The following is a 22,516-nucleotide window of genomic DNA, read 5'->3' on the forward strand; positions in this document are numbered from 1 at the left end:
TCTCTTCGTTGGCTGCTTTCGCTCATCCCATTCACATAGTTATCTATGCTCATGGGAGTTCACTCAGTTGCCGCCTCGATGCACCGCAAATGATTTCGTGTATTTTATTCATATCAGTTATTCTCAGCCTTCTTGACAACCTGAATGCTCAGCTCAGCCAGTGCAGTCGGGTTGGCAAAGCTCGGGGCTTCAGTCATCAGACACGCTGCCGCCGTTGTTTTCGGGAAGGCGATAACGTCACGGATGTTGTCGGTGCCGGTCAGCAGCATGGTCAGACGGTCAAGACCGAATGCCAAACCTGCGTGCGGCGGCGTACCATATTTCAGGGCATCGAGCAGGAAGCCGAATTTCTCGCGCTGTTCTTCTTCGGTGATACCCAGAATGCCAAACACCGTCTGCTGCATATCACCATTATGGATACGCACAGAGCCACCGCCCACTTCGTAACCATTGATGACCATATCGTAAGCGTTCGCCACCGCATTTTCCGGTGCCGCTTTCAGCTCGGCGGCAGTCATGTCTTTCGGTGAGGTGAACGGATGGTGCATTGCCGTCAGGCCGCCTTCGCCATCGTCTTCAAACATCGGGAAGTCGATAACCCACAGCGGTGCCCATTTGCTTTCGTCGGTCAGGCCAAGATCTTTACCGACTTTCAGACGCAGTGCGCCCATCGCGTCGGCAACAATTTTCTTGTTGTCGGCACCGAAGAAAATCATATCGCCATCTTGTGCGGCGGTACGATCCAGGATGGCTTCGATGATTTCAGCGTTGAGGAATTTCGCTACCGGGCTGTTGATACCTTCCAGACCTTTCGCGCGTTCGTTGACTTTGATGTAAGCCAGACCTTTCGCGCCGTAGATTTTGACGAAGTTACCGTATTCGTCGATCTGCTTACGGGTCAGCGATGCCCCGCCCGGAACTCGCAGAGCAGCAACACGACCTTTCGGATCGTTCGCTGGCCCCACGAATACCGCAAACTCAACGGATTTCAGCAGGTCGGCAACGTCGGTCAGTTCCATCGGGTTACGCAGATCCGGTTTATCAGAACCATAACGGCGTTCAGCTTCCGCAAAGGTCATTACCGGGAAATCGCCCAGATCTACGCCCTTCACTTCCAGCCACAGATGACGTACCAGGGCTTCCATGACTTCACGCACTTGCGGCGCGGTCATGAACGAAGTTTCCACATCGATCTGGGTAAATTCAGGCTGACGATCAGCACGCAGGTCTTCGTCACGGAAACACTTAACGATCTGATAGTAGCGGTCGAAACCGGACATCATCAGCAACTGTTTGAACAACTGCGGAGACTGCGGCAGCGCGTAGAATTTACCTTTGTGCACACGAGACGGCACCAGGTAGTCACGTGCGCCTTCCGGCGTCGCTTTGGTCAGCATCGGAGTTTCGATGTCGAGGAAGCCGTGGTCATCCATAAAACGGCGCACCAGGCTAGTAATTTTAGCGCGCGTTTTCAGGCGTTGAGCCATTTCCGGACGACGCAGGTCGAGGTAGCGGTATTTCAGACGCGCTTCTTCGGTGTTGACGTGGTTAGAGTCAAGCGGCAGAACGTCTGCGCGGTTGATGATGGTCAGCGAAGACGCCAGCACTTCGATTTCGCCGGTCGCCATATCGCGGTTGATATTTTTTTCGTCACGCGCACGCACGGTGCCCGTTACCTGAATGCAGAACTCATTACGCAGTTCGGAGGCCAGCTTTAACGCGTCCGCACGATCCGGATCGAAAAATACCTGCACGATACCTTCGCGGTCGCGCATATCGATGAAGATCAGGCTACCAAGATCACGACGACGGTTGACCCAACCACACAGAGTCACCTGCTGCCCCACGTGGGACAAACGGAGCTGTCCACAATATTCTGTACGCATGAGATATCCCTTAACTTAGCTGCCGGCGGATGTCCCCTGCTGCGCAGGTGACCTAAGTCGCAGCGTTAGCTGTATGTCACAACTGAATGAAAAAAGGCGGCTATTATACTGGAAATTCTGCCGCACCGTAAGAGTCTGGCCCGCTCTGGAACGACTCGTTACCACTTTATATCAGGCCTGGAATCAGACTCTACCCTTGTTTGCTATAAAGGTGTTGCCTGAACACATAAAAATTAACAAAATTTGTCATCCTGCCATCGGCTAATCGCATTAAGGTGAGAGGTACGATTTTGTTTTATCAGGAGAGATCATGCTTGAGCTTAATGCTAAAACCACTGCGCTGGTGGTGATTGATTTACAGGAAGGCATCTTGCCTTTTGCCGGTGGCCCACATACTGCCGAGGATGTTGTTAATCGCGCCGGAAAACTGGCGGCGAAATTTCGCGCAAACGGACAGTCCGTATTTCTGGTGCGCGTCGGCTGGTCTGCCGATTATGCCGAAGCATTGAAACAGCCGGTTGATGCGCCTTCGCCTGCCAAAACGTTGCCGGAGAACTGGTGGCGGCATCCTGCGGCGTTAGGTGCAACTGACAGCGATATTGAAATCATTAAACGTCAATGGGGTGCGTTTTACGGTACGGATCTGGAGTTGCAATTACGCCGTCGTGGCATTGACACCATTGTCTTGTGTGGGATTTCAACCAATATCGGCGTTGAGTCCACCGCCCGTAACGCGTGGGAGTTAGGGTTTAATCTGGTGATCGCTGAAGACGCCTGTAGCGCTGCCAGTACCGAACAGCACAACAACAGCATCAACCATATCTACCCGCGCATTGCCCGTGTGCGTCGCGTGGAAGAGATCCTCAACGCGTTATGATTTATATCGGTCTGCCGCAATGGTCGCATCCAAAATGGGTGCGGTTGGGGATCTCCAGCCTGGAAGAGTACGCCCGCCATTTTAACTGCGTGGAGGGCAACACGACCCTTTATGCTCTGCCAAAGCCGGAAGTGGTTCTGCGCTGGCGCGAGCAAACCAGCGATGATTTTCGTTTTTGTTTTAAATTTCCGGCGACCATTTCGCACCAGGCCGCATTGCGACATTGCGATGATTTAGTAGCAGAATTTTTAACCCGCATGTCACCGTTAGCGCCGCGCATTGGGCAATACTGGCTGCAACTGCCCGCCACATTTGGCCCCCGGGATCTGTCTGCACTGTGGCACTTTCTCGATTCCCTTCCTCGCGAATTTACCTATGGTGTGGAAGTTCGTCATCCGCTGTTTTTTGCCAAAGAGGTAGAGGAACAAACGCTTAATCGCGGTTTGCATCAGCGCAGCGTTAATCGGGTGATTTTAGACAGCCGTCCGGTTCATGCAGCGCGTCCGCATAATGAAGCCATTCGCGACGCGCAACGGAAAAAGCCCAAAGTTCCGGTTCATGCCGTATTAACAGCGACAAACCCACTGATCCGTTTTATCGGCAGCGATGATATGACGCAAAATCGGGAATTATTTCAGGTCTGGTTACAAAAATTAGCACAGTGGCACCAGACCACCACGCCTTATCTTTTTTTACATACGCCAGATATTGCCCAGGCACCGGAACTGGTACATACCCTTTGGGAAGACTTACGTAAGACACTTCCAGAGATCGGAGCAGTTCCGGCTATTCCACAGCAATCTTCTCTTTTCTGAAATTGCCACCTATCATAGACAGGAGCCATCGGCCATTTTAAAGGGAGTTTGTATGGTAAGCGCGCTGTATGCCGTTTTAGGTGCGTTGTTATTAATGAAGTTCTCTTTTGATGTTGTTCGCCTGCGAATGCAATATCGCGTTGCCTATGGTGACGGCGGTTTTAGCGAACTGCAAAGCGCCATTCGCATTCACGGTAACGCGGTGGAATATATTCCCATCGCGATTGTATTGATGCTGTTTATGGAAATGAATGGCGCAGAAACCTGGATGGTACATATTTGCGGCATTGTTCTGCTTGCCGGGCGTCTGATGCATTATTACGGTTTTCATCACCGTCTGTTTCGCTGGCGGCGTTCCGGCATGAGCGCCACCTGGTGTGCGCTGTTGCTGATGGTGCTGGCGAATCTTTGGTATATGCCCTGGGAGTTGGTTTTCTCCCTGCGTTAGCGCACAATACGCCACTTTCTTTTTCCCGGATTTTTACGTTATGTCTCACCGCGACACGTTATTTTCTGCCCCTATCGCCAGACTGGGCGACTGGACCTTTGATGAACGGGTAGCCGAAGTCTTCCCGGATATGATCCAGCGTTCCGTTCCCGGCTATTCCAATATTATTTCAATGATTGGCATGTTGGCCGAACGCTTCGTACAACCTGGTACGCAGGTTTACGATCTGGGCTGTTCTTTGGGCGCGGCGACGCTCTCGGTGCGTCGCAATATTCATCATGATAATTGTAAAATTATCGCCATCGACAACTCCCCGGCGATGATTGAACGCTGCCGTCGCCATATCGACGCCTATAAAGCGCCAACACCTGTAGAAGTAATCGAGGGTGATATTCGCGATATTGCCATTGAAAACGCGTCGATGGTGGTACTGAATTTTACCCTGCAATTCCTTGAGCCTTCTGAACGTCAGGCATTACTGGATAAAATTTATCAAGGACTGAATCCTGGCGGTGCGCTGGTGCTTTCGGAAAAATTCAGTTTCGAAGATGCCAAAGTCGGTGAACTGCTGTTCAACATGCACCACGATTTTAAACGCGCCAACGGTTACAGCGAGCTGGAGATCAGCCAAAAACGCAGCATGTTAGAAAACGTGATGCTGACCGATTCTGTGGAAACCCATAAAGCACGCCTGCATAAAGCCGGATTTGAACATAGCGAGTTATGGTTCCAGTGCTTTAACTTTGGCTCACTGGTGGCATTGAAAGCAGAGGACGCTGCATGATCGACTTTGGTAACTTTTATTCTCTGATTGCCAAAAATCATCTTTCGCACTGGCTGGAAACCCTCCCTGCACAGATTGCCAACTGGCAACGTGAACAGCAGCACGGTCTGTTTAAACAGTGGTCCAATGCGGTGGAATTTCTGCCCGAAATTAAACCGTATCGTCTTGATTTACTGCATAGCGTAACGGCGGAAAGCAAAGAGCCGCTGAGTGCCGGGCAGATTAAACGCATTGAAACACTGATGCGCAACCTGATGCCGTGGCGTAAAGGGCCGTTCTCGCTGTATGGCGTTAACATCGACACCGAATGGCGTTCTGACTGGAAATGGGATCGTGTTCTGCCGCATCTCTCTGATTTGACCGGGCGCACGATCCTCGATGTTGGCTGCGGCAGCGGTTATCACATGTGGCGCATGATTGGCGCAGGCGCGCATCTGGCGGTGGGGATTGACCCTACGCAACTTTTTCTCTGCCAGTTCGAAGCGGTGCGTAAGTTGTTAGGTAACGATCAGCGCGCGCATCTGCTGCCGTTAGGTATTGAACAACTTCCGGCGCTGAAAGCCTTTGATACCGTCTTTTCGATGGGCGTGCTGTACCATCGCCGCTCACCGCTGGAACATCTGTGGCAGTTAAAAGATCAACTGGTGAATGAAGGCGAACTGGTGCTGGAAACGCTGATTGTTGATGGCGATGAGCACACAGTACTGGTGCCAGGCGATCGTTACGCGCAAATGCGTAATGTCTATTTCATTCCATCAGCACTGGCGCTGAAAAACTGGCTGAAGAAGTGTGGGTTTGTTGATATCCGCATTGCGGACGTGAGCGTCACGACGACAGAAGAGCAGCGCCGCACCGAGTGGATGGTCACCGAGTCTTTGTCTGATTTCCTCGACCCGCATGATCCGAGTAAAACGGTAGAAGGCTATCCTGCGCCTAAACGCGCGGTGTTGATTGCGCGTAAGCCGTAACCCGTTTCCGAGCGCTGGATTGATGACAAACGCCAAAACCGCCTGATGCGCTACGCTTATCAGGCCTACCCGTCTCCTGCAATATGTTAAATTTGCACAAATTTGCAGGCTGGATAAGGCGTTCACGCCGCATCCGGCATGAATAAAGCACACTTTATCTGCAATTTAGCGCCCGTTTCCGGGCGCTATTTACTTCTTATGCCTGAATGGCTGGCTGATCAAACGCCGTCAACTTCGGCGCATTGCCCGTGTATTTTTCGATATACACCAGCGAGGTGTTACCGGCGCAGGCATTCGCCAACTGAGAGCTTGGAATATCCGCCGTTAACACGTTTGCGCAGCCGTTTTTACACAAGCTATTTTCCAGATCCGGCCATGCGCCTTCATGCACGCACACCACGCCTTTTTTGATCCCATCAGTCACCACAGCGCCAGTCAAAATCTGACCGCGTTTGTTCCAGACACGCACCAGATCGCCATTCGCAATACCAAAGCGAGCAGCATCTTCGGTGTGAATGGTGATCGGCTCACGATCGGCAACCGCATATTTTTTACGCAACTCCGCATAGTTAAGCTGGCTGTGTAAACGGTGTGCCGGATGCGCGGTCAGAAGCTGCAACTGCTTCTCGTCGGCGGTGCCTCTCCACTCATCAGGTGCAAGCCAGGTTGGGTGTGCCGGGCAATCCTTATAAGCAAATTTTTCCAGCGTTTTGGAATAGATCTCAATTTTTCCGCTTGGCGTACCCAGAGCATTCTTCACCGGATCGGCGCGGAAATCGCCATAGCGAACATATTGCTCGTTCTTCTCGCTGCGGCGCATTTCAAGCAGTTTATTTTGCTGCCAGAAGGCATTAAACATCGGCATAGTGACGCGCTGCGCACGGGCACCTTTCTGAGCGGCATCATAAAAGAATTTCAGCCACGCCATTTCATCTTTACCTTCGGTATAGATCTCTTTTCCGCCAGGTTTCAGTAATTCAGCAAGGTCAGCAAATACGTCAAAATCGTTACGTGCTTCAAATTGTGGGTCAACAACCTGCTTCATCGGCACAATATGTTGGTTGCTGTAATCGCCGGTCATCGTCAGGTCATTGCGCTCAAACGATGTGGTGATCGGTAATACGATATCCGCGTGTTTGGCTGCCGCCGTCCAGTAGCATTCAGAAACGACGATCAGCTCTGGTTTCTGCCAGGCTTTTATCAGACGGTTAGTGTCCTGGTGATGGGTGAAATTACCGCCGCCAGCCCACCAGATCATTTTGATATTTGGGTAAGTTTGTTCTTTACCGTTGTGTTGGTATTTGCCACCAGGATTTTCCAGCGCATCGACAATACGGGCGACAGGAATCGCCGTCATTCCACCATCATCAGCGGCCTCGCTGGCCTGTCCGGCAATCGCCGCAGACATTTCCGGCAGCACACCGCCAACGCGTGTTGGGTTGCCGCCGTTGGAGTAATGATAAGAGAAACCAAAGCCGCCGCCCGGCGTACCAATCTGTCCTAACATCGCCGCCAGGGTCACCAGCATCCAGTGTTTCTGCTCACCGTATTGCTGCCGCTGAATTCCCCAGCCGGCCATCAGCATCGTGCGATTCGCCGCCATCAGTTCGGCAAGTTTGACTATTTGCGCTTCTGGCACACCGGTAATTTCCGCCGCCCAGGGGGCGCTCTTCGGCGTATTATCTTTCTTGCCGGTCAGATACTCTTCAAATTGCGGATAGCCGGTTGTGTATTTTTCAAGGAACGCTTTATCGTGTTTGCCTTGTGTCATCAGGGTGTGCGCAACCCCTAACATCAGCGCCACGTCGGTGCCCATATTCGGCGCGATCCAGGTAGCGTTATCGCCAAAGAACTCGATCGTTTCAGAACGGATAGGGTCGATGGCAATCACCGGTTTGCCAGATTTCTTCAGTTGATGGAAGTATTCCAGCCCTTGCTCATCGGTACTACTCCAGGCAATTTTTAAGGTATTCAGCGGGTTCATGCCCCACAACACCACCACCTGACTGTTTTCCAGAATCAGTGGCCAGGAAGTCTGCTGTTCATAGACCTCCACAGAACCGACAACGTGCGGCATGATCACCTGCGCAGCCCCGGTTGAGTAATCGCCGCTATGTCCTGAATAACCGCCCGCCAGATTCATATAACGTTGCAGTAAAGTTTGCGCTTTATGCAACACGCCAGAAGAACGCCAGCCGTAAGATCCGGCAAAAATGGCCGAAGGACCGTTGGCCTTGCGGATGCGATCGTGTTGCTCATGAATCAGTTTTAATGCCTGTTCCCAGCTCACCTGAACGTAACTGTCTTCGCCACGACCTTTTGCCGGTTGCAGTGGATTGTCGAGATAACTTTTTCTCACCATCGGATGCTGAATACGCGCCGTAGTGTGTACCTGATCCGCCGCCGTAGACTGTAAGGAGTTCAGGATGGTCTTCGCCAGCGCGCCTGTAGAAGAAACAATCTTACCGTCCTTCACTTCTACGTTCATCGCCCCCCAGCGGCCTGCGGTAAGAATTTTACCGCCCTTCTCATCTGCCCATGCAGGTAACGGTACAGCCGATGTCACCACCAGCGCCCCTGCCGCAATACCGCTATGTTTAATAAACTCACGTCTTGTTAATGTCATAACTTCCTCCCTGATCAACGAGGATCACTGTTTCTCGGTAATATCTTTGGCGTTGTACTGGAAGTACCGCGTCAAAATATCCAGTTCGTTTTCGCTCATGCTGGTTCGCGTCCCCATCCCTTTCGCAATGGACGGCCAGGCATTGACGGTGTAATGGTCGGCGGCAACCGGCGCGTGGCAACCAGCACAATAGGTATCGTCGAGTTTTTCAGCGTATTGCCATAGCGGTTTACGGTCCGCTAATGCGGGATCGATAAGCGCCCCTTGTAATGACGCCTGACGCCATTGATTACCGTATTCGTCAGCTTTCCATTCCCCGTTTACCGTTAGCGCCTTGATACCTTCTTCACTTAGTGTGGCTAACGCCAGTCGTTGAGCTGCCGCCAGGTAGAGCGTGTTTTCACTACCCTGCATTTGATAGCCCTGTAACAGAACGATCGGCTGTTTACCGCTGGCATCAGCAACCGTGAGATCGGTGCCAGGATTTACAGTAGCCAGCTCGCCTATGCGGGAAGGTTTGAAAGGATAAATATGCGCACCATTAGTCACTGATGTGACGGCCTGACTTTCCAGTTCATGTGCCGCGTTGTCATCCATTTTTATTTCTGGCGGAAAATGGGCTATTCCTTTGTGGCAATCAATACACGTTTCGCCGTCTTTTTGCGCTTTGGTGTGCATTTTCTGTGCAGATTCACTTTGTGAAGCAATATCCATGGCTTCAAAAGTATGGCAACTACGGCACGTTGCAGAGTCTGAGGCTTTTAATTCTTTCCACACTGTTTCGGCCATTTCCTGACGATGGGATTCGAACTTATCGTCGCTGTCTATTTTGCCGCTAACAAATTCATGATAAATATCTTTAGATGCCTTTAATTTAGCAAATAAATAATCCATTCCTGACTTTGGAATATGGCAGTCGGAACATTCAGCACGAATACCTTTTTGATTAGAAAAATGGACAGTTCCCTGATATTCCTCAAACGGTTTGCTCATTGAGTGGCAGGAAAGACAAAATGTCGTTTCCGACGTTTTGTGCAACGTTTTTTGCGCCAGCAATAACCCACCGCCACCCACCGCTACTGCCATGAGCAAAAAAAATAACCAAATGCGTTTTTTCCCTCGCATAAATTCCTCTAATTAAATTCCAGTACACCGAACCAGTTGTATAAATAAATACACAACGAATTAATAACTCACTAAATTCGGCACAACACTGCCTGAAATAATCGACAAAAAATATGATTTATTGCAATTTAACCATTAATTATTAAAGAAGAAACCAGTCGTTATTTTTAATATATATTTGGCAGTTTTAACAATTTAAATCACATAATTAATATGAATATATAAAACATTTTTAGCAGCATGATTTTGCACGCTATTACACGATGACTGTTCATTTTTCATACTGATAAAGGATAAAAAAAGGCCCCTGTTGAAATTGCAGGGGCCTGGTACGAGCAAGCATCATATTGGGCGACATGATGCAACGGTAAAAATCATTTGGCCTGATGGCGTTCAATGATTCCTTTCATTTCAGCAACCGCCGCCCCGTCTACGACATAACGCGAATACTCGTCCGCGAGTGCATCTGATGACATGGACAATCCTTGATTACGATAACGCATCGGTGAGGCTTGCCACGCTCCCGCGGAGCTATGGACTTCCAGCACTCCGGCATCGAGGAAGTGGTGCAGGTTTTCTGCACGAACTCCAGCTCCGGCCATGATGATTGGAGCATCACCATAGGCAATAAGTTCCATAATTTTTAATAAACCTTGCAGCGCGTCTGATTTTTGCCCCGATGTCAGCACCCTGGCAATGCCTAATTTCGCAAGATTATTCAGTGCATTTAAAGGGTTAGCGCACATATCGAAGGCGCGATGAAAAGTGACGGCCAGCGAACCGGCAGCCGCCATTATTTTTTCCATTCGTGGCATATCGACATTACCGTCAACATCCAGAACCCCCGTCACCAGTCCAGGAAATCCCAATTCGCGTACTGTGCGGATGTCCTCAAGAATGGCGGCAAACTCGCCGTCGCTGTAGCAAAAATCGCCACCGCGAGGACGGATAATCGGATGCACAGGGATAGTAACCTGCTGGCGCACAGACTTCAGCACGCCCAGCGACGGCGTTAAGCCACCTTCTTTCGGTGCCGCACACAGCTCTATTCTGTCGGCACCGTTTTGCTGCGCCGTCAGCGCGCACTCCATGCTGTAACAGCAAATTTCCAGTAATGCCATTTTTACTCCTTAATTACGCCGACTGCTCACTGGCGACGATCTCTTCAATGGACCACGGATGAAACTTAATCGTGGTTTTACCGTCGGTGACGGCCAGCGTTGGATTGGGTAATCGCTCATGCTCACCTTTTGGCGAACTGGTTTTAACCGAGATCCCCGGCTGACTAAGCCCTTCATCAGAAAGTAATGCCAGTGCACGGGCGTTCAGTGTCTCTGGATCACCAGGCAGAACGATTTCGATATGTTCCCAGCCTTCGTGCGGGTAACGTTTTTCCCCAGGCCACGGTAACTCAACTATCGAAAACTGCCAGTGAGCAACCTGTACCGGTTCATGCAATTTAAACAGGCAAATCGGTCTGCCATTGATCATATTTTCTGACAGGAGTTCGCCGCACTGTTCAAACCCACGACGCCAGCGTTCAGCGGTGGCGTTTTGATGACAACGCAAGGAAATGTGATCGGCATTCAGCGGAGTAATATCCAGCCCCAGACGACGGGAAAGTTCGTCTAATGCGTGGATAAATCGCGGTAAATCCGTTGCAATATCCTGCAACTCGTCGACAGATTGCCAGTTAGCCATAATCACTCTTCGTCTTTCAGCAAAAGCGTTAATTTACCTTGTTGCCCTGCGCCAACCAACTGCTGATTTCGCGCAGTCCCCGGAGCAATAGTGAAAACGGCAATACGCCACGCGCACGTTGCTGACGAAAACAGCCATTTGCAGTATACTCCCGCCCTAATTTCTTTAACTGGTGCGGGCAATTCTCGCTCGCTTCATCAATGTAAGGTATTCCGGTGAATATTCAGGCTCTTCTCTCAGAAAAAGTCCGTCAGGCCATGATTGCGGCAGGCGCGCCTGCGGATTGCGAACCGCAGGTTCGTCAGTCAGCAAAAGTTCAGTTCGGCGACTATCAGGCTAACGGCATGATGGCAGTTGCTAAAAAACTGGGTATGGCACCGCGACAATTAGCAGAGCAGGTGCTGACTCATCTGGATCTTAACGGTATCGCCAGTAAAGTTGAGATCGCCGGCCCAGGTTTTATCAACATTTTCCTTGATCCGGTATTCCTGGCTGAACATGTTCAGCAGGCGCTGGCGTCCGATCGTCTCGGTGTTGCTACACCAGAAAAACAGACCATTGTGGTGGACTACTCCGCGCCAAACGTGGCGAAAGAGATGCACGTAGGGCATCTGCGTTCCACCATCATTGGTGACGCGGCTGTGCGTACCCTGGAGTTCCTCGGTCACAACGTAATTCGCGCTAACCACGTCGGTGACTGGGGCACCCAGTTCGGTATGCTGATTGCGTGGCTGGAAAAACAGCAGCAGGAAAACGCCGGTGAAATGGAGCTGGCAGATCTCGAAGGTTTCTACCGCGATGCGAAAAAGCATTACGACGAAGATGAAGAGTTTGCCGAACGTGCACGTAACTACGTGGTAAAACTGCAAAGCGGTGACGAATACTTCCGCGAAATGTGGCGCAAACTGGTCGACATCACCATGACGCAGAACCAGATCACTTACGATCGTCTGAACGTAACGTTGACTCGCGATGATGTGATGGGCGAAAGCCTCTACAACCCGATGCTGCCGGGTATCGTGGCAGATCTGAAAGCCAAAGGTCTGGCAGTAGAAAGTGAAGGCGCGACCGTTGTATTCCTTGATGAGTTCAAGAACAAGGAAGGCGAGCCGATGGGCGTTATCATTCAGAAGAAAGATGGCGGCTATCTCTACACCACCACCGATATCGCCTGTGCGAAGTATCGTTATGAAACCCTTCATGCCGATCGCGTGCTGTATTACATCGACTCCCGTCAGCATCAGCACCTGATGCAGGCATGGGCAATCGTACGCAAAGCAGGTTATGTACCAGAATCCGTACCGCTGGAACACCACATGTTCGGCATGATGCTGGGTAAAGACGGTAAACCATTCAAAACCCGCGCTGGCGGTACGGTGAAACTGGCAGATCTGCTGGATGAAGCACTGGAACGCGCGCGTCGTCTGGTGGCTGAGAAGAACCCGGATATGCCAGCCGACGAGCTGGAAAAACTGGCCAATGCGGTCGGTATCGGCGCGGTGAAATACGCGGATCTCTCCAAAAACCGCACTACCGACTACATCTTCGACTGGGACAACATGCTGGCGTTCGAGGGTAACACTGCGCCGTATATGCAGTATGCCTACACCCGTGTGCTGTCCGTGTTCCGTAAAGCGGAAATTAACGAAGATCAACTGGCTGCGGCTCCGGTTGTCATCCGTGAGGATCGTGAAGCGCAACTGGCCGCTCGCCTGCTGCAATTTGAAGAAACCCTCACGGTGGTTGCCCGTGAAGGTACACCGCACGTGATGTGTGCTTACCTGTACGATCTGGCTGGTCTGTTCTCTGGCTTCTACGAGCACTGCCCGATCCTCAGCGCAGAAAACGAAGAAGTGCGTAACAGCCGTCTGAAACTGGCACAACTGACCGCGAAGACGCTGAAACTGGGTCTGGATACGCTGGGTATTGAGACTGTAGAGCGTATGTAATCGCGTTATGTGTCAAAGGCCGATGTCGCAGTTACGGACATCGGCTTTTTTATCACCGCCGATAATTCACAATCACTTCATTACGCTGCACCTTCAGCGGCGGAATTAACCTCCCGCCGCCTGGAACTTCCCAGATAAAGCGCAACGGTTCTGTCGCAGGTACGCCGGTAAATGCCACCGTACTCCCGCTCTGCCCGTCTAATTCGACACAACGAGATAGCGAACACAAGCGCACGCGCAGCCCTACTGGTGTCGGGCCGATAAGCTGATAACGCCAGGCCACCAGCGTCACCAATCCTGAAACCGGTTGTCGCGAAGCCAGAGACGCTGACGACATCGATTCACCACGATGATTCAGCGTCACGCCCGCGCTACTTGCCTGCCACATGCCCTCCCCGGCAGCCTGCACAAGCATCGGAAACAACAAAATAGCTAATAAGCTCCTCATTATTTGCCGCCAATCGTCGCCGTCATACGGATTTGGCGGTTATCAGAGAGTTCGAGATTCGAAAGCACCACCAGTTGCGGCAGGCTACGGCGCAGAAAACGAGATAATAATGGCCGCAGCGCATGGTTCACCAACAGCACTGGCGGCGCGCCCAGCATCTCCTGACGGGATAATGCCTCCTGAGTTTGTGCCAGCAAACGATCCGCCAGTCCCGGCTCCAGCCCGCCCCCGCCCTGCAATGCCTGTAACAGCAAACGCTCCAGCGGCGTGTCCAGGCCAATAACGTGAACTTCATCTTTGCCGGGAAACCATTGCTGGGTAATCGCCCGACCAAGCGCCACGCGGACGACGGCGGTTAATTCATGTGGATCGCTCTGGATGGGCGCATGTTCCGCCAGCGTTTCGAGGATGGTGCGCATATCGCGAATCGGCACTTTTTCATCAAGCAGGTTTTGTAGCACCTTGTGCAGCGTGGTGAGCGTGACGACGCCAGGAACTAAGTCCTCCGTTAGCTTTGGCATCTCCTGGGCGACGCGATCCAGTAACTGCTGCGCCTCCTGACGACCAAACAGTTCGGCGGCATGTTGGCTAATGAGGTGGTTAAGATGCGTTGCGACCACCGTGCTGGCCTCAACCACGGTATATCCCTGAATCTGCGCCTGTTCTTTTAGCGCGCTTTCGATCCAGATAGCATTCAGACCAAACGCCGGGTCGACCGTCGCTTCACCGGGTAATGTTCCGGCGGCTGTCCCCGGGTTGATCGCCAGCCAGCGCCCCGGATAGGCATCGCCGCTACCAATTTCAACGCCTTTCATCAGGATACGATAGCGGGCAGGTTGCAGATCCATATTGTCGCGAATGTGCACCACCGGCGGCAGAAAGCCCATCTCCTGGGCAAATTTCTTACGAATACTGCGAATACGCCCCAGCAACTCGCCATCCTGCTGAAAATCGACCATCGGGATCAGCCGATACCCCACCTCCATTCCCAGCGAGTCTTCCAGTTGCACATCGTTCCACGTCGCTTCAACAACGGCATTATTCTCCGCCATTTTTACCGGCTTCGGTTCGGCAGGCACTTTTTGTTCGCGTCCACGGATCCACCACGCCAGCCCCAGCAGTCCCGCCGTGAACAGTAAAAAGACCAGGTTTGGCATTCCTGGCACCAGACCAAGTAACCCCAGTACTGCGGCACTTAACAACATGACTCTGGGGTTACTGAAAAGCTGATTCACCATCTGCTCGCCAACATCCTGATCGGTGCTGACACGCGTGACGATGACCCCCGCAGCGGTAGAAATAACCAGCGCCGGGATTTGCGCCACCAGGCCATCACCGATGGTCAACAGCGTATAACTTTCTGCCGCATGGCCCATGCTCATGCCATGTTGCAGCACGCCGACCAGCAATCCGCCGACGACGTTAATGACCATGATGAGGATCCCGGCAATAGCATCACCACGAACAAACTTACTCGCCCCGTCCATTGAGCCGTAAAAATCGGCTTCCTGGGTCACTTCGGAACGACGTTTTTTCGCCTCATCTTCACCAATCAATCCGGCGTTGAGGTCGGCATCAATCGCCATCTGTTTACCCGGCATACCGTCGAGAACAAAGCGCGCCCCCACTTCCGCAATACGCCCGGCACCTTTGGTGATAACCATAAAGTTGATGATCACGAGGATGACGAATACCACAATGCCGATTGCAAAGTTACCGCCAACGAGGAAGTGACCGAACGCTTCAACGACCTTCCCCGCCGCCGCCGCACCAGTATGACCTTCCATCAAAATGATACGGGTTGAAGCCACGTTGAGCGCCAGACGCAACAGCGTGGTAAACAGCAGGATGGTCGGGAACGCGGCAAACTCGAGCGTGCGCTGGGTAAACATCGCCACCAGCAACACCATGATCGACAGGGCAATATTGAAGGTAAACAGCAGGTCGAGAATGAATGCGGGCAGTGGCAGCACCATCATCGACAAGATCAACAGGATCAAAATCGGTCCGGCAAGGATCTGCCATTGTGTCGATTTCAGGTTTGCGGGTAGGCGCAGCATTGCGACCAGATTACTCATGGGGCTGTTTCTCGTTGATAAAATCCAGGGCTTCCGGCACCGGAAGATGTGTGGGTTGTACGGGGCGTTGCCCACCGGCCAGACGCCAGCGTTTCAGTTGCCAGACCCAGGCCAGTACTTCTGCCACAGCGGCGTATAGTTGGCCTGGAATTTGTTGGCCTATTTCGCCATGTCGATACAGCGCACGCGCCAGCGGCGGTGCTTCAAGGGTCGGGACGTTATTTTCAGCGGCAATTTCACGAATGCGCAGTGCTACCAGCCCTGCACCTTTGGCGACCACTTTCGGCGCACTCATTTTGTTTTCGTCATATCGCAATGCCACTGAGTAGTGAGTTGGGTTGTTAACAATGACGTCCGCTTTCGGTACATCGGCCATCATCCGACGCCGCGCCGCAGCTCGCTGCATCTGACGAATTCGCCCTTTGACATGGGGATCGCCTTCGCTTTGTTTGAACTCATCACGAATGTCCTGCCGTGACATACGCAGCTTTTTCAGGTGGCTGAATATTTGAAAAAAGACGTCAAATCCCACCATTGGGATGACCCCAAGCACCACTAAAAGCGCGCACAATCCCACAACATCCATCGCGTTAGCCATTGCAGTAATGGGCGACTGCGCCATTAAGCGCATCATCTGCGGCCAGTGATGCCAGAGATAAAAACCAGTCACACTGCCGACCAAAGTGGATTTCAGTATCGCTTTCAGCAGCTCTGCGCCGGTTTGCGCTGAGAACATGCGTTTAATACCTGGTAACGGGTTGATTTTGGAAAACTTCGGCTGTAATGATTTGCCGCTAAATACCAGACCACCCAACATGACTGGCGAAATGAGTGCCACCAGCACCACGCCGCTAATCAGCGGCAACAGAGCCAACATGGCTTCTCTGATTAACTGAATAATCTGCCCCAGGATTAGGTTGGGGTCATTGATGATGTTGTGATCAAAATGCAGCCCGGCGGAGAGCATCCCAGACAACCGGTGAGCCAGAGACGCGCCACCAAACCAGATAACACACACGCCCACCAGCAAAATCAGCAGTGAGGTTAGCTCACGGGAGCGCGGGATCTGTCCCTCTTCCCGTGCTTTTTCAAGTCGGTGAGGTGTGGGGGCTTCTGTTTTGTCGTCGCTCTCGTCAGACACGTCGCCAATCCTGGAAATAGTGATAAGCGTGAATAATGCCAGAGCGGAAAGCGTTCAATGGTTAGAGTAAGGGGCAAAACAGGCGGGATTTAGGGCTTTTACCGCCGCACATCAGGCGTGGTGCCGCGTTTGTCGGATGCGGTGTAAACGTCTCATCCGGCCGCCTGATACGACGGGTCACATCATATCAGGCAATACAAATTAAAAACCGAGACTATCCAACAAATCGTCGACCTGATCCTGGCTGGCTACCACACCCGCTTTGCTGCTATCAACCTGTGGCCCATTAAGCAGACTCTGGCTTTCACGCTTCGGACGCGCATCCTGTTCCGGAATGTTTTCCAGCAGCACCATCAACAACTGGCGTTCAATCTCCTGTATCACATCCATCATCCGTTTAATCACCTGGCCGGTGAGATCCTGAAAATCCTGTGCCATCATGATTTCCAGCAGTTGCGCATTGGTGAAACGGGTATGAACAGGCACATCCGCCAGAAATTGCCGCGTATCGGTCACCAGTTCACGGGCATCGGCAAGGTCAATCGGATCGGCAAACCAGGCATCCCAGCGTTGGGTTAATGCTTTTGCCGACTTCTCCATTTCATCCTGATGTGGCTGTGACGCCTCAACACTGTTCAGCGCACGCTCCGCAGCCTGGGCAGTCATCTGCACGACGTAGTACAAACGATCGCGGGCATCGGGGATGGCTTCAGCGGCCTCAGCTATCGCCTGATCCAGTCCAAGCTCCCGCAGACTGTCACGCAACATACGCGTCAGGCTGCCAATGCGCGCAATGATATCGCCAGCGGCATGTTCATCAGCCGGTTTGATTGATGGTTGCATCATAATCGCATCCTCACATGCCCAGTTTCTCAAAGATTTTGTTGAGTTTTTCCTCCAGCGTCGCGGCGGTAAATGGCTTAACCACATAGCCACTGGCCCCCGCTTGTGCTGCGGCGATAATGTTCTCTTTCTTCGCCTCTGCGGTCACCATCAACACCGGTAACGCCGACATCGCGCCATCAGCACGAATGGTTTTCAGCAGTTCCAGACCATCCATATTCGGCATATTCCAGTCGGAGATCACAAACCCATAACCGCCCGCCTGTAACTTGTTGAGAGCATCGGCACCATCTTCCGCTTCCTCAACATTGTTGAATCCCAGCTCTTTCAGCAGGTTACGCACAATGCGTCGCATGGTGGAAAAGTCATCCACAACCAAAAATTTAAGCTCTTTATCCGCCATCTCACACTCCTGATTTAAATACGTATCGCCTGTCCGGCACTGATTTTTGCCAGCATTTGCTGGCTTACCTGACTAAGATCGACCACTTCGCAGACGCCCCCCAAATTGATGGCCTCACGCGGCATACCGAAAACCACGCTGCTTGCTTCGTTTTGCGCGAGGGTCCATGCCCCCGCCTGACGCATCGCCAACATTCCCGCCGCGCCATCGTTACCCATGCCCGTCAGGATCACCCCAACAGCATTACGCCCCGCCTGTTTGGCAACAGAATGGAACAACACATCTACCGAAGGCCGATGACGGTTAACCGCCGGGCCATCGTGAATTTTGATTTGATAGTTCGCGCCACTGCGCGCCAGTTCCATATGCCGATCGCCCGGCGCGATATAGGCATGTCCCGGTAAGACGCGTTCACCGTCTTCAGCCTCTTTAACGCCGATCTGACACAGCTTGTTAAGTCGGTCAGCAAAAGAGCGGGTGAAACCGGGCGGCATATGCTGGGTGATTAACAGCGCCGGGCTGGAAAGTGGCAACGGTTGCAGTACGTGACGAATCGCCTCTGTTCCGCCCGTTGAGGCACCAATTGCAATCAATTTTTCTGAACTCAACAGCGGGCCAGCCTTCAGCGTTGCCGGTGGCGATAACGGTTTATGCGCGGCCAGGCTCGCTCTTGACGCCGTTCGTACCTTTTCGGCAATCATTTCGCTATACGCCAGCATTCCTTCGCGAATACCCAGTTGTGGTTTGGTGACAAAATCTATCGCCCCTAACTCAAGCGCGCGCAGCGTGACTTCGGAACCTCTGCCGGTCAGAGAAGAAACCATCACCACCGACATTGGTCGCAAACGCATTAATTTTTCGAGGAAATCCAGCCCGTCCATCCGCGGCATTTCAACGTCCAGCGTCAACACATCAGGGTTGAATTTCTTAATCAAATCACGCGCGACCAGCGGATCAGGAGCCGTCGCAACCATTTCCATGTCGCTATGGCTGTTGATGATTTCCGTCATGATCTGGCGCATCAATGCCGAATCATCGACAGACAACACCCTGATTTTGCTCATCGTTATTCCTTACTTAGCGCATACACCGTCTGACCTCGCAACGTGAAGCTGCGCTCAAGATGGCTAAAGTTTTCAGAGTGACCCGCAAACAGCAATCCGTCGGGCTTAAGTAGCGGTACAAAGCGACGCAAAATCTCCTGTTGAGTCGTTTGATCAAAGTAGATCATGACGTTACGGCAGAAGATCGCATCAAACGGCCCCGGTACGGTGTACTGTTTCGCCAACAAATTCAGCGGCGAAAAATCGACATAATTCGCCAGCTTCTGACGCACGCGCACCAGCCCTTCATGCGGTCCCGTGCCGCGCATGAAGTAACGCTGGAGTTGTTGTGGCGTCAGGTTTTTCAGCTCTTCATGGCGATAAATGCCGCTTTTAGCTTTCTCCAGGACTTCGGTATCGATATCACTGGCAAAGACTTTCCAGCGTCCGGGCGCAGTGCCCAATGTGTCCGCCAGCGTCATCGCAATGCTGTACGGTTCTTCGCCTGTCGATGCCGCTGCACTCCATACGCGATATTCCCCAGAACAGCGGCGGGCGTGAGTTGCGATCAGCGGAAAATGATGCCCTTCACGAAAAAATGCCGTCAGGTTGGTCGTCAATGAGTTAATAAATGCCTGCCACTCGCTGCTGCACTGATTAGATTCCAGCATATTCAGATAATGCCCAAAATCTGCCAGTCCCAGCGAACGCAAACGGCGTACCAGCCGGTTGTAGACCATGTCACGTTTGTGATCGGCCAGAACGATCCCCGCACGTTGGTAGATCAATTGACTTATCCGCCGAAAATGAACGTCGGAAAGCGCGAGGCGCTCGGTCATCTGTAACAATAAAGACGTTTGCCCACAGGGCAGAGATGATGTCATAGCGCCTTCTCAGTCACTTCAGGAAACCACTGGCACAGCCTGTAACTGCGCCGATTGTGTCGTATAACCACTTGTAAATAGCGCCATCAGAGACGATACGCGCGACGTTCTGTTGCATCATCTGATCAATCTGGCAACAATGGTGCTTGAGTAAATAGCCATCAAAATGTTTCCCAGTTTGGAGCTTGTTCAGCGATATGCCGGCGTGGTTGTGTTGGTGGTTTTTCACTGGCTGGCCGGGATTGAAGCGGTGGTTTTTGGGATTGAGGGCTGGCAGCCAGACGAAACGCGGATACTGCCTGCGTTAAACGACTGGCCTGCTCTTCCAGCGCGGCGGCTGCAGCGGCTGACTCCTGCACCAACGAGGCGTTCTGTTGAGTCACACGATCCATTTCCGACACGGCCTGCGCCACTTGATCAATGCCACGGCTCTGTTCATCGGAGGCTGAAGCAATTTCCCCCATAATGTCGGTAACGCGCGTAACCGCATTAACGATGTTGGTCATCGTCTCTCCGGCGCTTTCAACCAGCACCGAACCGGTATCGACGCGGGATACTGAGTCTTCAATCAGGGCTTTAATCTCTTTTGCCGCCTGGGCGCTACGGCTGGCAAGATTACGCACTTCACCCGCAACCACGGCAAAACCACGTCCCTGTTCACCGGCACGGGCAGCTTCTACGGCGGCGTTCAGCGCCAGTATATTGGTCTGGAAAGCAATACCGTCGATAACGCTGATGATGTCAGCAATTTTCTTCGAACTGTCAGCAATTTCGTGCATGGTTTTCACCACGCCATCCACCACTTTACCGCCGTGCATGGCAGTGTCGGAGGCACTTTGCGCCAGTTGCGAGGCCTGGCGGGCATTATCGGCGTTCTGTTTCACCGTGGCGGTGAGTTGTTCCATGCTGGCAGCAGTCTCTTCCAGTGCAGAGGCCTGCTGTTCAGTTCGGGAGGAGAGATCGGTATTACCTGCAGTAATTTCACGCGTACCAACGTAGATGGCATCTGAACCTTCGCGCACGTGGGTGACTGTATCAGTCAGAGAACGTTGCATATGCGAAACGCTCTGCGCCAGCTCGCCCATTTCACTGCGTCCAGCAATGGCCAGGTTATTCGCCAGGTTACCACCCGCAATTTCACGGATGTGGGTAATGATTTTTGCCAGCGGGTTAAGCAACATGCGGCGAATGCCATACCATGCCACCAGAAGAATCAGTACCACCACCAGCGCGATAACGGCCAGTTGCCACTGGGCAAAACGGTAATCACTGGCATTGTCGACAACGATATTGCGGTACAATTTTTCGCTGCTACGGGCGTACTGCCCAAAAGCCTCTCCCATCGCATTTTGCATTCCCTGGGTTGGCTGGGCAAAATAGGCTCCGGTGTTACCATAATCAAGATAATCAATCAGTTCAGTTAATGCCGTGTGGTAATTTTTGTATTTTTCATCAATATGACTACTGGCGGCAGCCATTTCGGGTAACGGTGCCATGCTTTTGAATTTTTTATAATGAACAGCCGCCTGCGCCAACGTTTTCCTGGCGCTATCAAGCAATTCAATTTTTGCACTACTTTGTTGATTGGATGGGTCCATCATCATCCGCACCGCTGAACGACTCAGGTTAATGCGCGTTTGTAGCATGAGATCCCAGGTTGAAGTTAACTCGCCCTGTTGTTCCCGTAGTTCATTGGAAACCACAAAGCTTTGCTGGCTATGGTGCAGCGAAGAAAAAAACAGACTGCCGGACATGAGCTGTAACAGTGCAAATACCCCCAGCACCATCATCAGCAGCGTAACTACGCGGATACGGTTAATCATAAGGCACCTTCCTGAAAACAAGTTGATCCCGTTATCGGCAGGAAGGTGGGAAACTTTATTGCTTAGATCAATCGTAGAGAGATGACTTAAAATAAAAAACCCGATGTGCGCATCATCGGGTTCTGCCTTTATTTATTGCTGAACGCGAAATTACGCGACGTCTGCGGTCGCATTATCTAACAGCGCCATCTCTTCACTATTTAGCAGTTTTTCGATATTAACCAGAATCAGCATGCGGTCACTCAGCGCGCCCAGTCCCGTAAGATATTCAGTGGAAAGCGTCACGGCAAATTCCGGTGCCGGGCGAATTTGTTCCGCCGTCAACGAAAGAACGTCCGATACGCCGTCAACCACTATGCCGACCACGCGCTGGCCAAGATTCAGGACGATCACGACTGTGTTGTCGTTATAGTCCACATCGACCTGGCTGAACTTAATGCGTAAGTCGACAATTGGCACAATGACGCCGCGCAGGTTAGTGACGCCTTTGATAAACGCTGGCGTATTCGCAATCCGCGTGACCTGGTCGTAACCACGGATCTCCTGCACTTTCAGAATGTCTATGCCGTACTCTTCATCACCAAGGGTAAATACCAGAAATTCCTGGCCTGACGGTTCGCTGGCCAGTTTTGTTACATTTGTCATACCGGTCATATTTATTACCTTTTTACTCA

20 protein-coding genes are annotated in these 22,516 nt (G+C 52.0%); 6 read left to right on the plus strand and 14 right to left on the minus strand.

What is annotated here, in order from left to right; translation table 11 throughout:
* Positions 1-113: 113 nt before the first annotated feature.
* Entirely contained in the window at positions 114-1,886 is a 1,773-nt protein-coding gene (gene aspS, locus A31E_RS13395) for an aspartate--tRNA ligase (RefSeq protein WP_016248809.1), read from the minus strand.
* 310 nt (positions 1,887-2,196) lie between these two features.
* On the opposite strand from aspS, the gene A31E_RS13390 reads away from it, so the two are divergent.
* The 5 genes from A31E_RS13390 to cmoB are packed head-to-tail and all read left to right on the plus strand — an operon-like array spanning position 2,197 to position 5,778.
* A complete protein-coding gene (locus A31E_RS13390) occupies positions 2,197-2,763 on the plus strand; it encodes a hydrolase (protein ID WP_000891641.1) in 567 nt (188 codons plus the stop codon).
* Positions 2,760-3,578 (plus strand): DUF72 domain-containing protein, encoded by an 819-nt coding sequence (locus A31E_RS13385; protein ID WP_016248810.1) that lies wholly within the window; start codon positions 2,760-2,762, stop codon positions 3,576-3,578. Before A31E_RS13390 ends, A31E_RS13385 begins: the two co-directional genes overlap by 4 nt.
* Positions 3,579-3,630: 52 nt before the next feature.
* The gene (locus A31E_RS13380; protein ID WP_000252971.1) at positions 3,631-4,026 is read left to right on the plus strand and encodes an MAPEG family protein; all 396 of its coding nucleotides are present in this window, start codon (positions 3,631-3,633) and stop codon (positions 4,024-4,026) included.
* Between the two features lie 40 nt (positions 4,027-4,066).
* Positions 4,067-4,810 carry a carboxy-S-adenosyl-L-methionine synthase CmoA gene (gene cmoA, locus A31E_RS13375; RefSeq protein WP_000019599.1) on the plus strand — a complete coding sequence of 248 codons (744 nt, stop codon included), beginning with the start codon at positions 4,067-4,069 and terminating at the stop codon, positions 4,808-4,810.
* The gene (gene cmoB / locus A31E_RS13370; protein ID WP_000564751.1) at positions 4,807-5,778 is read left to right on the plus strand and encodes a tRNA 5-methoxyuridine(34)/uridine 5-oxyacetic acid(34) synthase CmoB; all 972 of its coding nucleotides are present in this window, start codon (positions 4,807-4,809) and stop codon (positions 5,776-5,778) included. The genes cmoA and cmoB overlap by 4 nt, the downstream gene beginning before the upstream one ends.
* 196 nt (positions 5,779-5,974) lie before the next feature.
* Here the strand turns inward: cmoB and torZ are convergent, their stop codons facing one another.
* The 4 genes from torZ to A31E_RS13350 all read right to left on the minus strand — a co-directional run bounded on the left by torZ (position 5,975) and on the right by A31E_RS13350 (position 11,230).
* A complete protein-coding gene (torZ, locus tag A31E_RS13365; protein ID WP_001516548.1) occupies positions 5,975-8,404 on the minus strand; it encodes a trimethylamine N-oxide reductase TorZ in 2,430 nt (809 codons plus the stop codon).
* Positions 8,405-8,428: 24 nt separating this feature from the next.
* Positions 8,429-9,529, minus strand: coding sequence for a NapC/NirT family cytochrome c (locus A31E_RS13360; RefSeq protein ID WP_001516549.1), 1,101 nt, complete (start codon positions 9,527-9,529; stop codon positions 8,429-8,431).
* Positions 9,530-9,903: 374 nt separating this feature from the next.
* Positions 9,904-10,650 carry a copper homeostasis protein CutC gene (gene cutC, locus A31E_RS13355; RefSeq protein WP_001185711.1) on the minus strand — a complete coding sequence of 249 codons (747 nt, stop codon included), beginning with the start codon at positions 10,648-10,650 and terminating at the stop codon, positions 9,904-9,906.
* A gap of 13 nt (positions 10,651-10,663) precedes the next feature.
* On the minus strand, positions 10,664-11,230 hold the full coding sequence (locus tag A31E_RS13350; RefSeq protein ID WP_001516550.1) for a VOC family protein: 567 nt from the start codon (positions 11,228-11,230) through the stop codon (positions 10,664-10,666).
* Positions 11,231-11,445: 215 nt separating this feature from the next.
* Between A31E_RS13350 and argS the strand changes: the two genes are divergently transcribed.
* A complete protein-coding gene (gene argS / locus A31E_RS13345; RefSeq protein ID WP_001025346.1) occupies positions 11,446-13,179 on the plus strand; it encodes an arginine--tRNA ligase in 1,734 nt (577 codons plus the stop codon).
* A 52-nt stretch (positions 13,180-13,231) separates the two neighbouring features.
* Here the strand turns inward: argS and flhe are convergent, their stop codons facing one another.
* The 9 genes from flhe to cheW all read right to left on the minus strand — a co-directional run bounded on the left by flhe (position 13,232) and on the right by cheW (position 22,496).
* A complete protein-coding gene (flhe, locus tag A31E_RS13340) occupies positions 13,232-13,627 on the minus strand; it encodes a flagellar protein FlhE (RefSeq protein ID WP_016248811.1) in 396 nt (131 codons plus the stop codon).
* The gene (flhA, locus tag A31E_RS13335) at positions 13,627-15,705 is read right to left on the minus strand and encodes a flagellar biosynthesis protein FlhA (RefSeq protein ID WP_016248812.1); all 2,079 of its coding nucleotides are present in this window, start codon (positions 15,703-15,705) and stop codon (positions 13,627-13,629) included. Before flhA ends, flhe begins: the two co-directional genes overlap by 1 nt.
* Positions 15,698-16,846, minus strand: coding sequence for a flagellar biosynthesis protein FlhB (gene flhB / locus A31E_RS13330; protein WP_001516553.1), 1,149 nt, complete (start codon positions 16,844-16,846; stop codon positions 15,698-15,700). The genes flhA and flhB overlap by 8 nt, the downstream gene beginning before the upstream one ends.
* A gap of 201 nt (positions 16,847-17,047) precedes the next feature.
* Positions 17,048-17,692, minus strand: a complete 645-nt coding sequence (gene cheZ, locus A31E_RS13325; protein ID WP_000983595.1) for a protein phosphatase CheZ — start codon at positions 17,690-17,692, stop codon at positions 17,048-17,050.
* A gap of 10 nt (positions 17,693-17,702) precedes the next feature.
* Complete coding sequence (gene cheY / locus A31E_RS13320) at positions 17,703-18,092, minus strand: chemotaxis response regulator CheY (protein ID WP_000763855.1); 390 nt, start codon at positions 18,090-18,092, stop codon at positions 17,703-17,705.
* Between the two features lie 14 nt (positions 18,093-18,106).
* Positions 18,107-19,156, minus strand: coding sequence for a protein-glutamate methylesterase/protein glutamine deamidase (gene cheB / locus A31E_RS13315; RefSeq protein ID WP_016248813.1), 1,050 nt, complete (start codon positions 19,154-19,156; stop codon positions 18,107-18,109).
* Between the two features lie 2 nt (positions 19,157-19,158).
* The gene (cheR, locus tag A31E_RS13310; RefSeq protein WP_016248814.1) at positions 19,159-20,019 is read right to left on the minus strand and encodes a protein-glutamate O-methyltransferase CheR; all 861 of its coding nucleotides are present in this window, start codon (positions 20,017-20,019) and stop codon (positions 19,159-19,161) included.
* A 161-nt stretch (positions 20,020-20,180) separates the two neighbouring features.
* Complete coding sequence (gene tar / locus A31E_RS13305; RefSeq protein ID WP_001516556.1) at positions 20,181-21,842, minus strand: methyl-accepting chemotaxis protein II; 1,662 nt, start codon at positions 21,840-21,842, stop codon at positions 20,181-20,183.
* Between the two features lie 150 nt (positions 21,843-21,992).
* Positions 21,993-22,496 (minus strand): chemotaxis protein CheW, encoded by a 504-nt coding sequence (gene cheW, locus A31E_RS13300; RefSeq protein ID WP_000147305.1) that lies wholly within the window; start codon positions 22,494-22,496, stop codon positions 21,993-21,995.
* Positions 22,497-22,516: the final 20 nt, after the last annotated feature.

It is taken from the genome of Escherichia sp. KTE159 (genome assembly GCF_000408805.1).
GTDB lineage: Bacteria > Pseudomonadota > Gammaproteobacteria > Enterobacterales > Enterobacteriaceae > Escherichia > Escherichia marmotae.